Below are 15,550 nucleotides of genomic sequence, written 5' to 3' on the forward strand. Positions count from 1 at the left end.
AATGTACTCTTACCAACTCCGTTTCTCCCTACTAGACCAACAATTTCACCCTTATTAAGTGCAAAATTTATACCTTTGAGAATGATTGAATGGCCATAATGCTTACTTACATTTATAACTTCCATTTTTTATTCCTCCATTAATATTCATTGTTTGCTCTTTGATTCTTATTGAGTTTAAAAAGTTGCGCCTCTTTTTAACAACATTATATCATATATCTAACTTAATACAATATATAAATGTCATTTTGTAAAATTTTATTAACAAAAAAACTCTCTACCACAAAAAGATAGAGAGTTTTTAGTTTAAATATATAATTTCAAAATATCGACGGCATCGCTTCTTTGTTTAATTTGATAGGCTTTGGATACCTAAGCTCCGACTTTATCACTTAAAAAATAAAAAAGGACAGCTAATCCCTTGCACATCAAGGGATTTCGCCATTCTTTAATCTCGTTTAAGTGTTGTATATGGAGCTTTGCATAATTTTTTAAAACTAAACAACTACATTAAGCTCGAACTGTGACACTAGTTCCATCTTCTTTGTAAAGATTGATGAGTCCTTCTTTTAATGCACGAACCATGTCTCCTGCTTGAACAGGTTGAGGCACCTTAATAGTCAATAGCTCCATTGGATTTGGAGCACGGTCGATTTTATTGCCTTTAGCATCGTGCAAATCTTCAATATAAGTTTCAAAATGACGGAAACCTGGTCCATAAAACTCAACTTGATCGCCTTCGTTAATGACGTTTCGTTGACGAATAGTTGCTGTTTGTGTTGCGTCATCATAAGAAACCACTTCAGCAACAAACTTGTACTCAGGAATTTTACGGCGAGCACCAAACAACTGCTCATTTTCAGATGGTGTACCATAGTAAAAACCTGTTGCCAATTCACGTTGGGCAACCTTCCACATCTCATCAATCAAGTCTTGTTTGATAGATTCAAACTTTTCAGGACTTTCAAGATAGGCATCCACAGCCGCCTTGTAGCAGTTGGTTACTGTTGATACGTAGTGAATAGACTTCATACGCCCTTCAATCTTAAGACTGTCCACTCCATTTTCAATCATATCTGGAATATGGTCAATCATAGACATATCAACGGCTGACATTGAAAATTCTTCTGGAATCTCTCCCTTAAGGCTCTTACGTTCTTTCCCAAATGGCATATCGTAAAGGTCGTATTTCCAACGGCAAGACTGAGAACAACCACCACGGTTGGCATCACGCATACTCATGTGGTTTGAAAGAGTACAACGCCCAGAGTAAGAAATACACATGGCTCCGTGGACAAAGGCTTCAATCTCAACATCTGTACGTTTGCGAATTTCAGCTAATTCTTCCATTGAAACCTCACGCGCCAAAACGACACGTGTTAAGCCTAGCTCTTTCCAGAACTCAAGGGTTTCATAGTTAGTGGCACTTGCTTGGGTAGAGAGATGGATTTCAAGACCTGGTGCTTCTGTTGCTGCAATCATAATCAAGGCTGGGTCAGACACAATAACTGCCGCAATTCCGATATCACGCAGTTTACGGAACCACTCACCAGCTCCCTCTTCATTCCCTTCGTGCATAACCATATTAGCCGCTACATAGACCTTGGCACCGTACTTGGCAGCAAACTGGACGCCTTCTTCCATCTGTTCAAAGGTAAAGTTACCTGCTCGGCTACGAAGACCATAGGCCTGACCGCCGATAAAGACAGCATCTGCCCCATACTGAACAGCTACTTTTAGCTTCTCTAAAGTCCCTGCAGGTGATAAAACCTCAGGACGTTTTAATGTTTTTGTCATAATTTCTCCTATTTGCAATATAAAAGTTTGACATTTTTCCTTCTCATTTTATAGTAAATAAGCCATAAAATCAAGCCTAGACAGATTGTTTTGACAATTCTAATCTTTTAGACTTTGCATAATAACTGTTAAACAATCGAAAATTACCCCAGTTTTAACAAGTATTCAAAAAGTTTAGGAAAGAGCAAAAACCAGTATCCAAAGATACTGGCCCGTTATACTATATAAATTAGTTCTTAGATGACTATTCCCACTCAACTGTTTTCTAAATTGATAAGGTTCGATATAGTGTGAAATTAAGGATTTATACTCAGTTATTTTTATAAGAATTTATTAAAATTAATTTCTGTTATTTGTAAATTGTTTACAGAGTTGAAATTAATGTGTAGCAAAAACACAACATTTTTTGTATAATAGTATTAGTAAAAAAAGGTGGTGAGATAGTGAGATTAGCTGTCAGATTAGCAATAGAAACACGAAATAGCATCGATACTCTAAAAAAAGAAATAAAAGCAACTGGAGAATTTGATAATCTTCATCTTACTAATGGGTTTGTCGTAAATCAAGCTTATTTAGATTCTAAAAAAATTACTGCTGAACAAAACTGGGATAAAGTATTAAAATTTGGGTCTCAAGTTGAAGAACGAAGTGCCCCAAAAACTCGAACTGATTTACAAGTAAATCAAACTACTATTGATGATATTGCTGAGTTAAAAAAGATTTTACCTCTATATACAGAAACAAATTATGTAACCACTTCTTTTGTTATCAGAATGATAGTGAGGGGTTCTCTTTTAGTGCGTCACGGAAAAATTTAGGCTTCAAGCCTATTTTTTTTATTTCAATTTTATGTGTCGACAAAACACGACACTTATTTTATAACAGTGGCGTGAAATAATTACAACACTGAAATTATATAAAGGAGAACTAACAATGATTAGACCAATTTTGAATGCAGAATGCATTTATTTGACTATTTTTTGTAGTGTTAAATATTTTATGCGTTTAACTTTACATTTTAGGAAGAGGAGAAGTTTATAATCAGTTTTTGAAGAAAAAAGTATAAAAAATGCTATAATAGAATACATATAGTAGGGGAGGAGAATTACAATTGTTACCTAAAAAAATTATCACACCTAAAGTACCACCTATTAAAATCCAAGGAATAAAAACTAAATTAGTTCCATTTATTGCTGAATCAATAAAGTGGGATGGTAAAGGAACATACTTTGAACCATTTATGGGATCTGGTGTAGTAGGTTTTAATTTAGAACCACAGAAGGCTATTTTTAGTGACACCAATCCCTATATCATTCAATTTTACAAAGATATTCAATCAAAGAAGATTACTGCTCAAACAGTTAGAACTTTTTTAGAAAATGAAGCAACTAAATTATCTAGTACTCCGGCTGATAAGACATCTTATTACTATGAAGTTAGAGATAGATTTAATAAAGAACATAGCTCTTTAGATTTTTTATTTTTACAACGTTCCAATTTTAATGGAATGATACGTTTTAATAATAAAGGTAATTATAATGTTCCTTTTGGACGAAAACCAGAGAGATTTCAAAAAGCATTGATTACAAAAATTGTAAATCAAGTTTCATGGATTGAAAAAATAATGAAGGGTAAAGATTGGGAATTTATCTGTATTCCTTTCACTAAAGCATTTGAGATGATGGGAGAAAATGACTTTGTTTATTTAGACCCTCCGTACATTGATCGATATGATGGATATTATGATTCTTGGAGTGAAGAATACGCGACATTACTCGCAGAACTTACTCAAAAAGGAAAAGCAGGATACGCCTTTAGTATGTGGTACGAAAATCAGTATAGAAAAAATACCCACATGGAAAAATGGACGGATGGAAAGTTGTTAACTACTGAACATTTTTATCACTTAGGAGCAAAGGAATCTAATCGAAATAAAATGATAGAAGCCCTAGTAATAAGTGAAAAACATTTGAATTTAGAAGAAGTTTATCACGAACAACAACAAATTCTATTATTCTAAATAAAAAAGGATACAAAGTGTATCCTTTTTTTATTATTCACATTCTTTATTTGTTTCAACTGATAAATATTTTTCAAGTCGTGTTAATTGTTCGGTTGATAATTGTTTAGTTTCTTTTCCCCACTCTGTAAATGTCTCTAAGTTATTAAAGAGTTTATCTTTTACTTCTTGAGAATCTTTATATTTAGGAAAATTTTCCCAATAAATATGGAAAAGGTCGTTCCCTAATTTACTAAAAGGACCATTACCATCTTGAAAATCCTTAATTATTTTAGATTTAAAGGTTCCAATGTTATCTGTATTTCCACTTCCTTTACTTGTACCAGCTACTTTATATTTTTCTTGAACAAAATATTCTACATCTTTATAAGCTGGTACTATTGAAGAAATGTCTTCTGATTCTAAATTAACCTTTCTAATACTTGCACTTTCATTCCTTGAATATAGAAAACCTAGAATATAATGCTTATCATATTCACTATAATTACCATCAATATTTTTAGTTCCATTTCTTAAGTAACTAGTAAAACTTCCAGCTGTAAAATTGAACTCTTTAATTTGACCTTGTTTATCAAATTGTCGATAAGTTGTTTTAATATCAAGTGCAATTCTTTTCTTATCAGGTTTCAAGAAATAAAAATCTGGATAGACTGTCTGCTTTTCAGATTCAAACAACTTATATCCTAACTCCTCTGCAACTTCAAGCAAATATGGATATACTATCACTTCAAATAATCGTCCTATTATTTTTGAATCATTTCCAAATGGGAAAACTTCTTTCTTTTCATTTACAAAACCAAGTAAGTCCCAAGCGTTTTTATCATCTATTTTAGGTAATTTTTCAATAATTGTTTTAATAAAAATATCATCACACATCTTATTTCTCCTTTGTTTGCGAATTGTTTGCGATTATTTAATTAAAGGCTCTGAAACATTGATTTCAAAGCCTTTTTATTGTAATTTTTCTTATTCCCACTCAACTGTTGCAGGTGGTTTACTTGTAATATCGTAGACGATACGGTTAACGTGATCTACTTCATTTACGATACGTACTGAGATTTTTTGAAGGACATCCCAAGGAATTTTGGCAAAATCAGCAGTCATACCATCAATAGAGGTGATGGCACGGATTGCAATTGTATAGTCATACGTACGACCGTCACCCATAACACCAACTGAACGAACACCTGTATTAACTGTGAAGTATTGCCAGATATCGCGGTCAAGACCAGCTTTAGCAATTTCCTCACGAAGGATAGCATCTGATTCACGAACAGTTTCAAGTTTCTCTTCAGTGATTTCACCCATGACACGGATAGCAAGTCCTGGTCCTGGGAATGGTTGGCGCCATACAATATGGTCTGGCATACCAAGCTCTGTACCAAGGGCACGAACTTCATCTTTATAAAGAGTGTTGAGTGGTTCAATCAATTCAAATTGCATGTCTTCTGGAAGACCACCCACGTTGTGGTGCGACTTGATAGTTTGAGCTGTATCCGTACCAGACTCGATCACGTCGGTGTAAAGAGTTCCTTGTGCAAGGAATTTCACATCTTTGAGCTTGCTTGCTTCGTCATCAAAGACATAGACAAACTCGTTACCGATGATTTTACGTTTTTGTTCAGGGTCAGAAACGCCAGCAAGTTTGTCAAGAAAGCGTTTTGCAGCGTCTGCTTTGACGATATTCAAACCAAACTTACCACCAAGCATATCCATAACCTGATCTGCTTCACCTTTACGAAGAAGACCGTGATCCACGAAGATACAGATCAATTGATCGCCAATCGCTTTTTGGAGAAGAACTCCAACAACTGAAGAGTCAACACCACCTGATAGACCAAGAAGGACACGTTTATCACCGACGGTTTCACGAATTTTTTGGATCTGCATATCAATGAAGTTATCCATTGACCAATCGCCTTTAGCCTTACAGATGTTAAGGGCAAAGTTACGAAGGATATCATTTCCGTATACAGAATGACGGACTTCTGGATGGAATTGGATACCGTAAATGTGTTTATCTGGGTTTTCAATGGCTGCATAAGGGCAGTCAGCTGATGTTCCAGTACGAACAAAGTCAGCAGGAATCTCAGTGACCGCATCACCATGGCTCATCAAAACAGTCTGCTCGTCTGGTGTTGATTCAAAAAGCGCTGATGGTGTGTGAGTTAGGGTTGATTGACCGTATTCACGATTTCCAGCATCACCTGCAGGGACAACTTTTCCTCCAAGTTTATGGGTCAATAACTGCATACCGTAACAGATTCCCAAAATAGGAATACCAAGTTCGAAGATTTCTGGGTCAATATCAAATGAACCATCTTCGTATACAGAGTTTGGACCACCTGAAAGGATAATTCCTACAGGATTGATTTCACGAACTTCAGCAGCTGAAATTTTATGGCTTTTTAGTTCTGAAAAAACACCAATCTCACGGATACGGCGTGAAATCAGCTGGTTGTATTGGCTACCATAGTCCAATACGATGATTTTTTCTACATCTTGCAAATCAGTTGAAATGTTGCTCATCTTTTTCCTTTCTCAAAAGAAATATCTTTTTTCAATATTCTATCACAAATAAGGGCGAATTACCAACTAAACAAGGCGAAGATTGACTTTTTCTAGTTTATTGGGGTACAATAGAGAAAAGATAGAAATGAAGTGAAAAATATGCTACCCGCTTATATGAAAATCCATGATCAGATTAAAAAGGATATTGACGAACATCGTTGGGCCATTGGTGAGAGACTTCCCAGTGAACGAGACTTAGCAGAGCAGTTTGCGGTTAGTCGCATGACCCTCCGCCAAGCCGTATCTCTATTAGTCGAAGAAGGCGTCTTAGAGCGCCGTGTAGGAAGCGGCACCTTTGTTTCCAGTACTCGAGTACAAGAAAAGATGCGAGGGACAACCAGTTTTACTGAAATTGTTAAGTCCCAAGGTAAAGTACCCTCTAGCCAACTCATTTCCTACAGAAAAACTATTCCAAATGAACAGGAAGTTGCCAAGCTAGGAATTTCTCCAACGGACAATATTATCCGAATGGAACGTGTTCGCTATGCCGACCAAGTTCCTCTGGTTTATGAAGTTGCTTCTATTCCTGAAAAATTCATTAAGGACTTTAAAAAAGAAGAAATCACTAGTCATTTCTTCCAAACCCTACAAAAACATGGCTATCGTATCGGCAAATCACAGCAGACTATCTATGCTCGTCTCGCTAAAGAAAAAATTGCCCACTATTTGGAAGTTGAAAAAGGACATGCTATTCTTGGACTGACTCAGGTTTCTTACCTAGAAGATGGGACAGCTTTTGAATACGTAAAAAGTCAATATGTAGGCGAACGTTTTGAATTTTATCTTGAAAATAATTAGATTACTATGCAAAAACTCTCTGTCACGGACGACAAAGAGTCTTTTTATTTTTCTAAGAGTAAATCTTTCAACGAAATCAAAGTTACAGCAAATAATATCATTGCCATACCAAGAAAATCAATGGGATAAAATTGTTCATTCATGATTAAGAAGGCAAAGAAAACAGCCGAAATTGGCTCAATTGAAGCCAACAAACTTGACTTGACCGGCCCAATCAGACTGGCTCCTTTTAAGAAGGCTGTATAGGCAAAGACAGTCCCGATAAGGATAATACCTGCAAAGGCAAGGAGAAAATCAAGACTGGTTGGGATAGCAGTCTGTAGAACCCCTGTAAAAGGAAGGGCGACCAAACCTGCTATGACCATTCCCACACCAATGACCAAGCTACTCCCCCACTTCTTAATCAAGGCTATGGGTAAAATGATATACAGAGCATAAGTCAAGGCAGAAAAGAGACCCCAGAATAGGCCAGAAGGTGTAATGGATAACTGGTCCAACTGCCCATGAGTTGCGATCAGGAAGGTTCCTCCGATGGCTAATATAATGGAAACAATCTCTCCCAGTGTTGGCGCCACCTTATCCTTGATACAGCTATAAATCAAAATCCCAACAGGACAAACATACTGAAGCACCGTCGCAGTACCTGCATTGGTCTCCTGAATAGCAGTTAGATAGGCAAATTGATTGAGGAATAGACCAATTAGAGCAAAAATAAGAAGAGACAGCAAACTCTTTCTATCCTTTAAAAAGGCCAGCATTTTATCCTTTGCAGTAGCATAAGCCAAGAACATGAGAACTCCACCAGCGATTAAAAGACGCAAGTTGGTCAAAACCAGAGCCGAAATTCCATGCGCCATCAGGTATTGACCACTCGTTCCTGACAAGCCCCAAGCAATACCAGCCACAACTGTTAGTAAAGTCCCTTTTAAACTATTTGACATGGTTCTCCTTACTCTTCTTTGCGAATCAAGTTCATCACTTGATTGCGGTCTACAATCCATTGAGCCCTCTCATCCTTTTCATAGGTACGATTTGATAGGAAAATAGCCGCTTCTTGCTTCTGACGATTCCACATAATAAAGGTACCTGTATAACCCGTATGGTCTAGCCAATCTCCTTCCAAATTCCATGCCAAAGAACGTTCCTTGTCATCCAAAGGAGAAAAATTTTGACTCAAATCTCCTGCAAAATCATCTACTAAATAGTGTTCTAAAAAGATTTGTAAATCCGTTACAGTCGAAAATAAACCAGCACTACCTGCATGTCTGCCCAGGAGGCGAGCCTTGGGATCATGTACCACGCCAGACTCTACACCTCTAACTGTTGGAACAGCATACTCAACAGGCCCAAACTGGGTTTCATCCATTCCCCAAGGTTTCCAAACTTGCTCCTGTATAATCACATCCAAGTCTTGATCGAAGATTCTTTCTAACATAAAACCCAACAGTAAAAAATGAACATCTGAATAAAGAAAGGCTGGGTGACTTCGTCTGTTGAGATGAAACATGGCTTCCTTTAATTCTGAAGCTGTTAAAAGATCACGGTTAGGAATAAAAGGATCAAGATCTGTTGCGTGAGTCAAGAGTTGACGAATAGTGATATCTGGATAATCACTTTCAGGTAAAAAATCGGTTACTGGTCTGTCAATATCTAATTGACCGTTTTCCCACAAGAAGGTGAAAACAGTACCAACCCCAACAACCTTGCTGACACTGGCTAGGTCATAAACTAGTCCTGCCTCAGTATCCAAGCCATGTTCTGGATCACTCTGGCCTAAATAGAACTCCGTCCATTGATTGTCCTTAAAATATGCAAAAGAGGCTCCGGGATAGATCCCTGCCTCGATTTGTTCTTCTATTTTTTTAATAATCTTGGTCCACTTCATACTTTTTCAAACCACAATTCAACATTATTTCTATCTTTACCAAGGAAGAATTTTTCAGACTTAGGAATAAAATATTCTGTAGACTCAAACTTCTTACGAAGACTTGCTATGTCTAATTCATTGACCAAGAACTTGAGCATAGATAAATCCCAAGTAGCCGTATTGTCCACAGTCAAATCCTGCCCCTGAGCTGGGATAAAATCAAGTGACTCCCCAATTTCAGATAGTTCCAAGTAACTATCGACATCAGTTGGGAGATGTAATTCCATAGAAATCTCAAATTTACTTAAAGAAATTAATTCCAAATCTGTTTGAAATTCAGGCTTTTCTCCTACTTCTACTAGACTTGCTCTGTCATCTTCCGCATGAATCAAAATCAAATCATCTTCTGGTGAGAAAATTTCAAAAGCGTATCCATTTTGACCTTTATATAATTGATGAATCGAATCTGTTTTAGATAAGAGTTCTTCGATTTCCAAGGGATTTTCCACCTTGATAATCAATCTAGCCAGTTTTTTTCGTCCCTCTACCTTACGAGTACGCATGCTTGGTGCTTCTTCCAAAACCAGCTTCTCAAGACCTGTTTGGTCGCCTAGTGATAGAAAGGCCGACTCTTCTAATAAGGCCTTCATGCCAAGGGTTTCAATATAAAATGTTTCATTTAATTTTCTATTATTAACTTTTAAAGTAGGAATAATCCGTACAATCTGATTTACATTCATAAATTCCTCTATCACTTTTTATTTTAAAGGATTTTAGAATTTTTTACAAGATATTATGCTCAAATTTACCATTATTTAGCTATTTAGTAAAGATAATCTTTCAAAGCTTTGGTCAAAACCTGATAACCAGCAACACTGAGGTGCAATCCATCAGTTGTATATTCTTTTTTGAGTTGGCCTGCTTGGTCTGTCAAACTATCAAAAACTGGCACAAATTCCACCTGCATATAGGCAGAAGCAAGTTCTTTATAGACTTGATTCCATTTCTGAATTTTTTCATTCGTACGGATATAGACTGTCTGCTGGTACTCCTCTCCCTCATTGACTGGCAAAATGGAAAGCAATTTTATCTCTGTCAATGGATAATCGCGAGCAATAGACTGTATGATAGCTTCGAGATTATTGAGAGCCTCATTCACAGGCACATCTTTTCCAATATCGTTCGTCCCAGTTAAAAGGACAATTTTATCTACTGCTCCACCGTACAGATGCGCATCGAGGTTCTCAAGTAACAACCCTGTCTGATAACCTCGAATGCCTCGATTGACAATCGTCTTCGAAGTTCCAAATAGCTCCTGTATAGGATAATACTCGACAATGGAATCCCCAATAAAAAGAACATCTGGCTCTAGAACAGAAACCTGATTTAAGTGACGATACTTGGTTTGGATTTTTTCTTGTTCCTTTAGGAGCCAATTTTCTAATAACTGTACTGCCACTTCATTCTCCTTTTTCTAACCAGTTTTCCAATACTTGATAAACTCCTCCTTGGCTATTGGCTGGCGCTAGAGCAGTCGCCACAGCTTTGGCTTTCTCATCAGCATTTTCCATCGCATAGGCAATTCCAGCCATTTCAAGCATTTCAACATCATTTTCACTGTCACCAAAAGCCATGATTTGTTGGGAGGTCAAGTTCCAGCGCTTGAGTAATTCTTCCAAGCCCCATGCTTTATGAATTCCAGCTTGGAGGATATCAATGCAACCATAGCCACTGGATACAGCCCGAACACGGCCATCAAAGAGGTCATTGATTTCTTCCAAGACCGAACTCAAACGTTCCTCACCAACAACCATACTCATCTTGAGCACACCACCAAAGAGGTCAGAGGTTAATTCATCCACAAACTGCATCCGTTGGTAGAATTTTTCAATCATTTCTGGAGTCATAAAACTTTCAAGGTCTGTAAAAATCGTACCTTCTTTGACGAAACCACCCTTCATCCCCGTTACAACAAACTGGTTCTGACACGCTCGACCCTTGAAATGAGCCAAAGCCTTATCAACAATGGCATCATCCCAAGTCTGAGCCTGAATCAGTTCATTGTTTTCAAAAATACGAGCACCGTTGGCAACAACCAGAACCACTCTATTGACCAAGTTCTCCAGTAGTTGCCTCATGCGGTGAATTTCATTGCCCGTCGCGATAACAAAACGAATGCCCCTTTTATCCAACTGATCTAAAATCTTTTCCAATCGTGGGAGATCCAGCTGGCCTCTAGCATCCAGCAAGGTTCCATCCATATCTGTCGCAATTACTTTAATCGTCATTTACTTTCCTCTGGATTCAAACTAATCCCACTTCAATCCCACATGTTCGTTCATTTCTTTATAGGCTGTATCAATTCGTTCCTTAGTCGCTTCATCTAATTGATCACGATGACTGCCACCCTCGATAAAATCTTCTAAGATATAGGTTTGGTAATGATATAAAGGATAGCCTTCTGGTGAAAAGGTTCCCTTTGGTGTTCGATTGACCCAAGTAGGATGAGCTTTAGCTGTTCCGATAGTTGTTTTTCTATCCTTCTTCTTAATGGTCACGTCCATAAGAACACCACGTTCAGTCCACTTAGCATTTTCTTCATCTCCCATAGATTCAATCCGTTGATTGGAAATGAAGTTCCCCATTGAATAGATAATGAGTTTCTTTTCTCCATCTTTTTCAACAATTTCAGATGGCTCCACAACGTGTGGATGCCCTCCAAAGATGATATCCGCCCCCCAATCAATCATCTTGTGATAAAGAGCTTTTTGTTCTTCAGTTGGTTCCAAGCGATACTCCACACCCATCTGAGGCATGATAATGGTGATATCTGCCTCCTTCTCTGCCCGTTCAATTTCAGCCTTCATCTTATCTTCGTTTAAATCTGAAAGATAACGATTATAGTCTTCCTGAGAAATATACTGCTCAATTCCATTGAATCCATAAGAATAGGCCAAAAGAGCAACCTTGATCCCATTCACTTCCTTAATGACCAGCGGAGCCTGATCACGTGGTTCATGCGTATAAACTCCGATTGGAGTGATTCCAGCTTTCTCAATAATATCAGCCGTTGAAATAACTCCCTCAATTTGCGAATCCAAAATATGATTATGAGCTAAATCCAGCACATGATAACCTGCATCCTTAATGGCATCCATAACTTCAGCAGGAGCATTAAAGAGAGGATAACCTGCTAAATAATGATCCTTATTAATGGTTCCTTCAAAGTCACCAATAGCTAAATCTGCTTGCTTAAGCCAAGGTGTCACATACTCAAAATTCTCATGAAAGTCATAGGTACCGTCTTCTTTTTTAGCTGAAAAGAAAAGTCCATCGTGGTAGAGCAAATCTCCGTTGGCCATAATTCTAGCAGATTTTTCCTCTTCCTGCTCCTGAGACTTTTGCTTAGTCCCTTCTTGAGAAATAGTATCTCGTTTTTGACTGGTCAGAGGCATGCCTTGGAAACTTTCAAACAACAAGACCAAGCCCATTGATAAAGCAACTGCTAGCAAGAGTACCGCCACAAATCCTTTATTGCTCCACCTGCGATAGCTCCTAAAAAAGTTTACCAAGCCCTTCATAAAACGAAAAGCTAAACCACCCTGATTTCTATCTTGTCTTCTTTTCATCTTCATTCTCCCTACTTTCTTATGCAAGCCTTTTCTTTTTATTATATCACAGATAAGGATTTCTTTCACAATTGAATTGAACTTCCTATCTATTTTCTATAAATCCTAAAGGCTGTAATACTTTCAATCCTTGTCATTTTGTGTTATCATGTAGAGGTAATGAAAGGAGAGAAAATGTCTGCTATAGAACGTATTACAAAAGCTGCTCACTTAATTGATATGAACGATATTATCCGCGAGGGGAATCCAACTCTACGCGCAGTTGCTGAGGAAGTCACTTTCCCCCTATCTGACCAGGAAATCATCCTAGGCGAAAAGATGATGCAATTCCTCAAACATTCCCAAGATCCTGTCATGGCTGAAAAAATGGGGCTCCGCGGTGGTGTTGGACTGGCTGCTCCTCAATTAGATATCTCAAAACGCATTATCGCTGTTTTGGTGCCAAACATTGTCGAAGAAGGCGAAACTCCAGAGGAAGCTTACGACTTGCAAGCTATTATGTACAATCCAAAAATCGTCTCTCACTCTGTTCAAGACGCTGCTCTTGGCGAAGGAGAAGGTTGCCTGTCTGTAGACCGCAACGTGCCTGGCTATGTGGTGCGCCATGCTCGAGTTACTGTTGACTACTTTGACAAGGATGGAGAAAAACACCGCATCAAACTCAAAGGCTACAACTCCATCGTTGTTCAGCATGAAATTGACCACATCAACGGTATCATGTTTTACGATCGTATCAATGAAAAAGACCCATTTGCAGTTAAAGATGGTTTACTGATTCTAGAATAAAGAAAATCCCGTTGCAAGACGGGGTTTTGTGTTATAATAGAGGCATGAAAACAAATGATATTGTCTATGGCGTCCACGCCGTTACCGAAGCCCTCCTTGCAAACACAGGAAACAAACTTTACCTCCAAGAAGATCTCCGAGGTAAGAATGTTGAGAAAGTCAAAGAACTGGCTACAGAAAAGAAGGTGTCCATTTCTTGGACCTCAAAAAAATCCCTCTCTGAGATGACTGAAGGTGCTGTCCACCAAGGTTTTGTTTTACGAGTGTCTGAATTTGCCTATAGCGAGCTGGATCACATCCTTGCTAAAACACGACAAGAAGAAAATCCTTTGCTATTGATTCTGGACGGGTTAACTGATCCTCACAACTTAGGCTCCATCTTAAGAACCGCTGATGCGACCAATGTTTCAGGTGTCATCATTCCCAAGCACCGTGCTGTGGGAGTAACTCCTGTCGTTGCCAAAACGGCCACAGGTGCTATTGAACACGTTCCGATTGCCCGAGTAACCAACCTCAGTCAAACCTTAGATAAACTCAAGGATGAAGGCTTCTGGACCTTTGGAACGGATATGAACGGTACTCCTTGCCACAAGTGGAATACAAAAGGGAAAATTGCCCTCATCATTGGAAATGAAGGAAAAGGTATCTCTAGCAACATCAAAAAACAGGTCGATGAAATGATTACCATTCCCATGAATGGACATGTTCAAAGCCTTAATGCCAGTGTTGCTGCAGCCATTCTCATGTACGAAGTTTTCCGAAATAGACTATAAAAAAAGTTTCCAGTCATCTGATTGGAAACTTTTTATAATTAACTATGTTCTGTTATAAATTTATAGGCTTCTTGACCAGCGATAGCTCCATCTCCAACTGCTGTTGTTACTTGGCGAAGGTCTTTCAAGCGAACATCTCCAACCGCAAAGATACCATCAACTGCAGTTTTCATGTGGTTATCTGTCACAATCCATCCTGCCTGATCTTGGACATTCAATCCTTTAACAAAATCGCTAAGAGGGTCCAATCCAACATAGATAAAGACGCCACCGAAGGCTTGTTCTGTCACTTGACCTGTTTTCACATTTTCAAATACGACAGATTCTACTCGGTTTTCACCCTTAATTTCCTTCACTACAGAATCCCAGATAAAGCTGATTTTCTCATTCGCAAAGGCGCGATCTTGTAAAACCTTTTGGGCACGAAGTTGGTCACGACGGTGAACAATGGTAACAGTCTTAGCAAAGCGAGTCAAGAAGAGGGCTTCTTCAACAGCTGAATCTCCGCCACCAACTACCAACAAATCTTGGTCACGGAAGAAAGCACCATCACACACGGCACAGTAAGAAACACCACGACTGTTCAGTTCTTCTTCTCCAGGTACTCCCAAAGGACGGTGTTTAGAACCAGTTGCTACGATAACGGTACGTGTTTCATATGTTTGGTCATCAGTCATCACTTTCTTAAAATCACCATGGTCTTCGACATTTTCAACATAACCATAAATGTGCTCAACACCAAGATTTTCAAGCGGTTCAAACATCTTTTCTGCCAATTCTGGCCCACTAATATTAGCATATCCTGGGTAATTTTCAATATCAGAGGTATTATTCATCTGACCACCTGGCAGACCACCTTCAATCAAGGCTACTTTCAGATTGCTTCGAGCAGCATACAAGGCTGCAGTCATCCCTGCAGGTCCAGCACCGATAATAATAGTATCGTACATATAGTTTCCTTCTTTCTTGTTGTAACTATCTTTATTCTAACTCTTTCTTGTCAATCATGCAAGGATTATGCCTTGAAAACAAGAATTAAACTCATAACCGCAAAGGATAATACTGGAACAACCAAGACACCAATCATAATCATATCATAGAGATGTGCTTGGCGAGCCTTGGCTGTCTTATCAACTCCCGACATGGCTCTCAGTCCAATCCAAATCCCTAAAAAAATCAGGACGAGGATGGTGGTCAAGATCAAACTCTCGAAATATAAAGAAAATAGTTGCAGTAGCATGATTTCTCTCATTTCTTTCTTTTTTAAAGAGTAAACTCAGCTAGTCCAGCTAACTGAGTTTTCCTTTATC

The 15,550-nt window shown here is 38.2% G+C and carries 16 protein-coding genes and 1 pseudogene; 5 read left to right on the top strand and 12 right to left on the bottom strand.

The genetic code is table 11. The features are described from left to right. Nucleotides 1-150 (bottom strand): annotated as a pseudogene (locus HT725_RS09410) (ATP-binding cassette domain-containing protein); the annotation flags it as partial. Nucleotides 151-509: 359 nt separating this feature from the next. Further along, on the bottom strand, nucleotides 510-1,796 hold the full coding sequence (locus tag HT725_RS09415; protein WP_173218678.1) for a U32 family peptidase: 1,287 nt from the start codon (nucleotides 1,794-1,796) through the stop codon (nucleotides 510-512). A 443-nt stretch (nucleotides 1,797-2,239) separates the two neighbouring features. Here HT725_RS09415 and HT725_RS09420 point away from each other — a divergent pair, with 443 nt between their 5' ends. After that, a complete protein-coding gene (locus tag HT725_RS09420; RefSeq protein WP_173218677.1) occupies nucleotides 2,240-2,614 on the top strand; it encodes a hypothetical protein in 375 nt (124 codons plus the stop codon). A gap of 293 nt (nucleotides 2,615-2,907) precedes the next feature. Then, nucleotides 2,908-3,816 (top strand): Dam family site-specific DNA-(adenine-N6)-methyltransferase, encoded by a 909-nt coding sequence (locus HT725_RS09425; protein ID WP_173218676.1) that lies wholly within the window; start codon nucleotides 2,908-2,910, stop codon nucleotides 3,814-3,816. Nucleotides 3,817-3,849: 33 nt separating this feature from the next. Here the strand turns inward: HT725_RS09425 and HT725_RS09430 are convergent, their stop codons facing one another. Continuing rightward, nucleotides 3,850-4,692, bottom strand: coding sequence for a type II restriction endonuclease (locus HT725_RS09430; protein ID WP_173218675.1), 843 nt, complete (start codon nucleotides 4,690-4,692; stop codon nucleotides 3,850-3,852). A 90-nt stretch (nucleotides 4,693-4,782) separates the two neighbouring features. After that, nucleotides 4,783-6,345: a glutamine-hydrolyzing GMP synthase gene (gene guaA / locus HT725_RS09435; RefSeq protein WP_000065711.1), complete on the bottom strand. Its 1,563-nt coding sequence runs from the start codon at nucleotides 6,343-6,345 to the stop codon at nucleotides 4,783-4,785. 141 nt (nucleotides 6,346-6,486) lie between these two features. Here guaA and HT725_RS09440 point away from each other — a divergent pair, with 141 nt between their 5' ends. Then, on the top strand, nucleotides 6,487-7,185 hold the full coding sequence (locus tag HT725_RS09440) for a GntR family transcriptional regulator (protein ID WP_125452984.1): 699 nt from the start codon (nucleotides 6,487-6,489) through the stop codon (nucleotides 7,183-7,185). Between the two features lie 44 nt (nucleotides 7,186-7,229). Here the strand turns inward: HT725_RS09440 and HT725_RS09445 are convergent, their stop codons facing one another. The 6 genes from HT725_RS09445 to HT725_RS09470 all read right to left on the bottom strand — a co-directional run bounded on the left by HT725_RS09445 (nucleotide 7,230) and on the right by HT725_RS09470 (nucleotide 12,681). Then, complete coding sequence (locus HT725_RS09445; RefSeq protein WP_173218674.1) at nucleotides 7,230-8,126, bottom strand: DMT family transporter; 897 nt, start codon at nucleotides 8,124-8,126, stop codon at nucleotides 7,230-7,232. Nucleotides 8,127-8,134: 8 nt separating this feature from the next. Next, entirely contained in the window at nucleotides 8,135-9,070 is a 936-nt protein-coding gene (locus HT725_RS09450) for a serine hydrolase domain-containing protein (RefSeq protein ID WP_173218673.1), read from the bottom strand. Continuing rightward, nucleotides 9,067-9,792 (bottom strand): CppA N-terminal domain-containing protein, encoded by a 726-nt coding sequence (locus HT725_RS09455; protein WP_173218672.1) that lies wholly within the window; start codon nucleotides 9,790-9,792, stop codon nucleotides 9,067-9,069. The genes HT725_RS09450 and HT725_RS09455 overlap by 4 nt, the downstream gene beginning before the upstream one ends. Before the next feature lie 83 nt (nucleotides 9,793-9,875). Next, nucleotides 9,876-10,511 carry a GDSL-type esterase/lipase family protein gene (locus HT725_RS09460; RefSeq protein WP_173218671.1) on the bottom strand — a complete coding sequence of 212 codons (636 nt, stop codon included), beginning with the start codon at nucleotides 10,509-10,511 and terminating at the stop codon, nucleotides 9,876-9,878. A gap of 1 nt (nucleotide 10,512) precedes the next feature. After that, the gene (locus tag HT725_RS09465; protein ID WP_173218670.1) at nucleotides 10,513-11,340 is read right to left on the bottom strand and encodes an HAD family hydrolase; all 828 of its coding nucleotides are present in this window, start codon (nucleotides 11,338-11,340) and stop codon (nucleotides 10,513-10,515) included. 21 nt (nucleotides 11,341-11,361) lie between these two features. Then, nucleotides 11,362-12,681, bottom strand: coding sequence for a CapA family protein (locus HT725_RS09470; protein WP_173253483.1), 1,320 nt, complete (start codon nucleotides 12,679-12,681; stop codon nucleotides 11,362-11,364). Between the two features lie 174 nt (nucleotides 12,682-12,855). On the opposite strand from HT725_RS09470, the gene def reads away from it, so the two are divergent. Next, complete coding sequence (gene def, locus HT725_RS09475) at nucleotides 12,856-13,467, top strand: peptide deformylase (protein WP_004260025.1); 612 nt, start codon at nucleotides 12,856-12,858, stop codon at nucleotides 13,465-13,467. 44 nt (nucleotides 13,468-13,511) lie between these two features. Then, a complete protein-coding gene (gene rlmB / locus HT725_RS09480; protein WP_000855742.1) occupies nucleotides 13,512-14,240 on the top strand; it encodes a 23S rRNA (guanosine(2251)-2'-O)-methyltransferase RlmB in 729 nt (242 codons plus the stop codon). Between the two features lie 38 nt (nucleotides 14,241-14,278). Here rlmB and trxB read toward each other — a convergent pair whose 3' ends face one another. Both trxB and HT725_RS09490 read right to left on the bottom strand, forming a co-directional pair. Continuing rightward, a complete protein-coding gene (trxB, locus tag HT725_RS09485; protein WP_173253484.1) occupies nucleotides 14,279-15,190 on the bottom strand; it encodes a thioredoxin-disulfide reductase in 912 nt (303 codons plus the stop codon). A gap of 65 nt (nucleotides 15,191-15,255) precedes the next feature. After that, nucleotides 15,256-15,480, bottom strand: a complete 225-nt coding sequence (locus HT725_RS09490) for a DUF4059 family protein (protein WP_000926599.1) — start codon at nucleotides 15,478-15,480, stop codon at nucleotides 15,256-15,258. Nucleotides 15,481-15,550: the final 70 nt, after the last annotated feature.

The organism is Streptococcus sp. 2579 (genome assembly GCF_013277195.1).
Taxonomy (GTDB): domain Bacteria; phylum Bacillota; class Bacilli; order Lactobacillales; family Streptococcaceae; genus Streptococcus.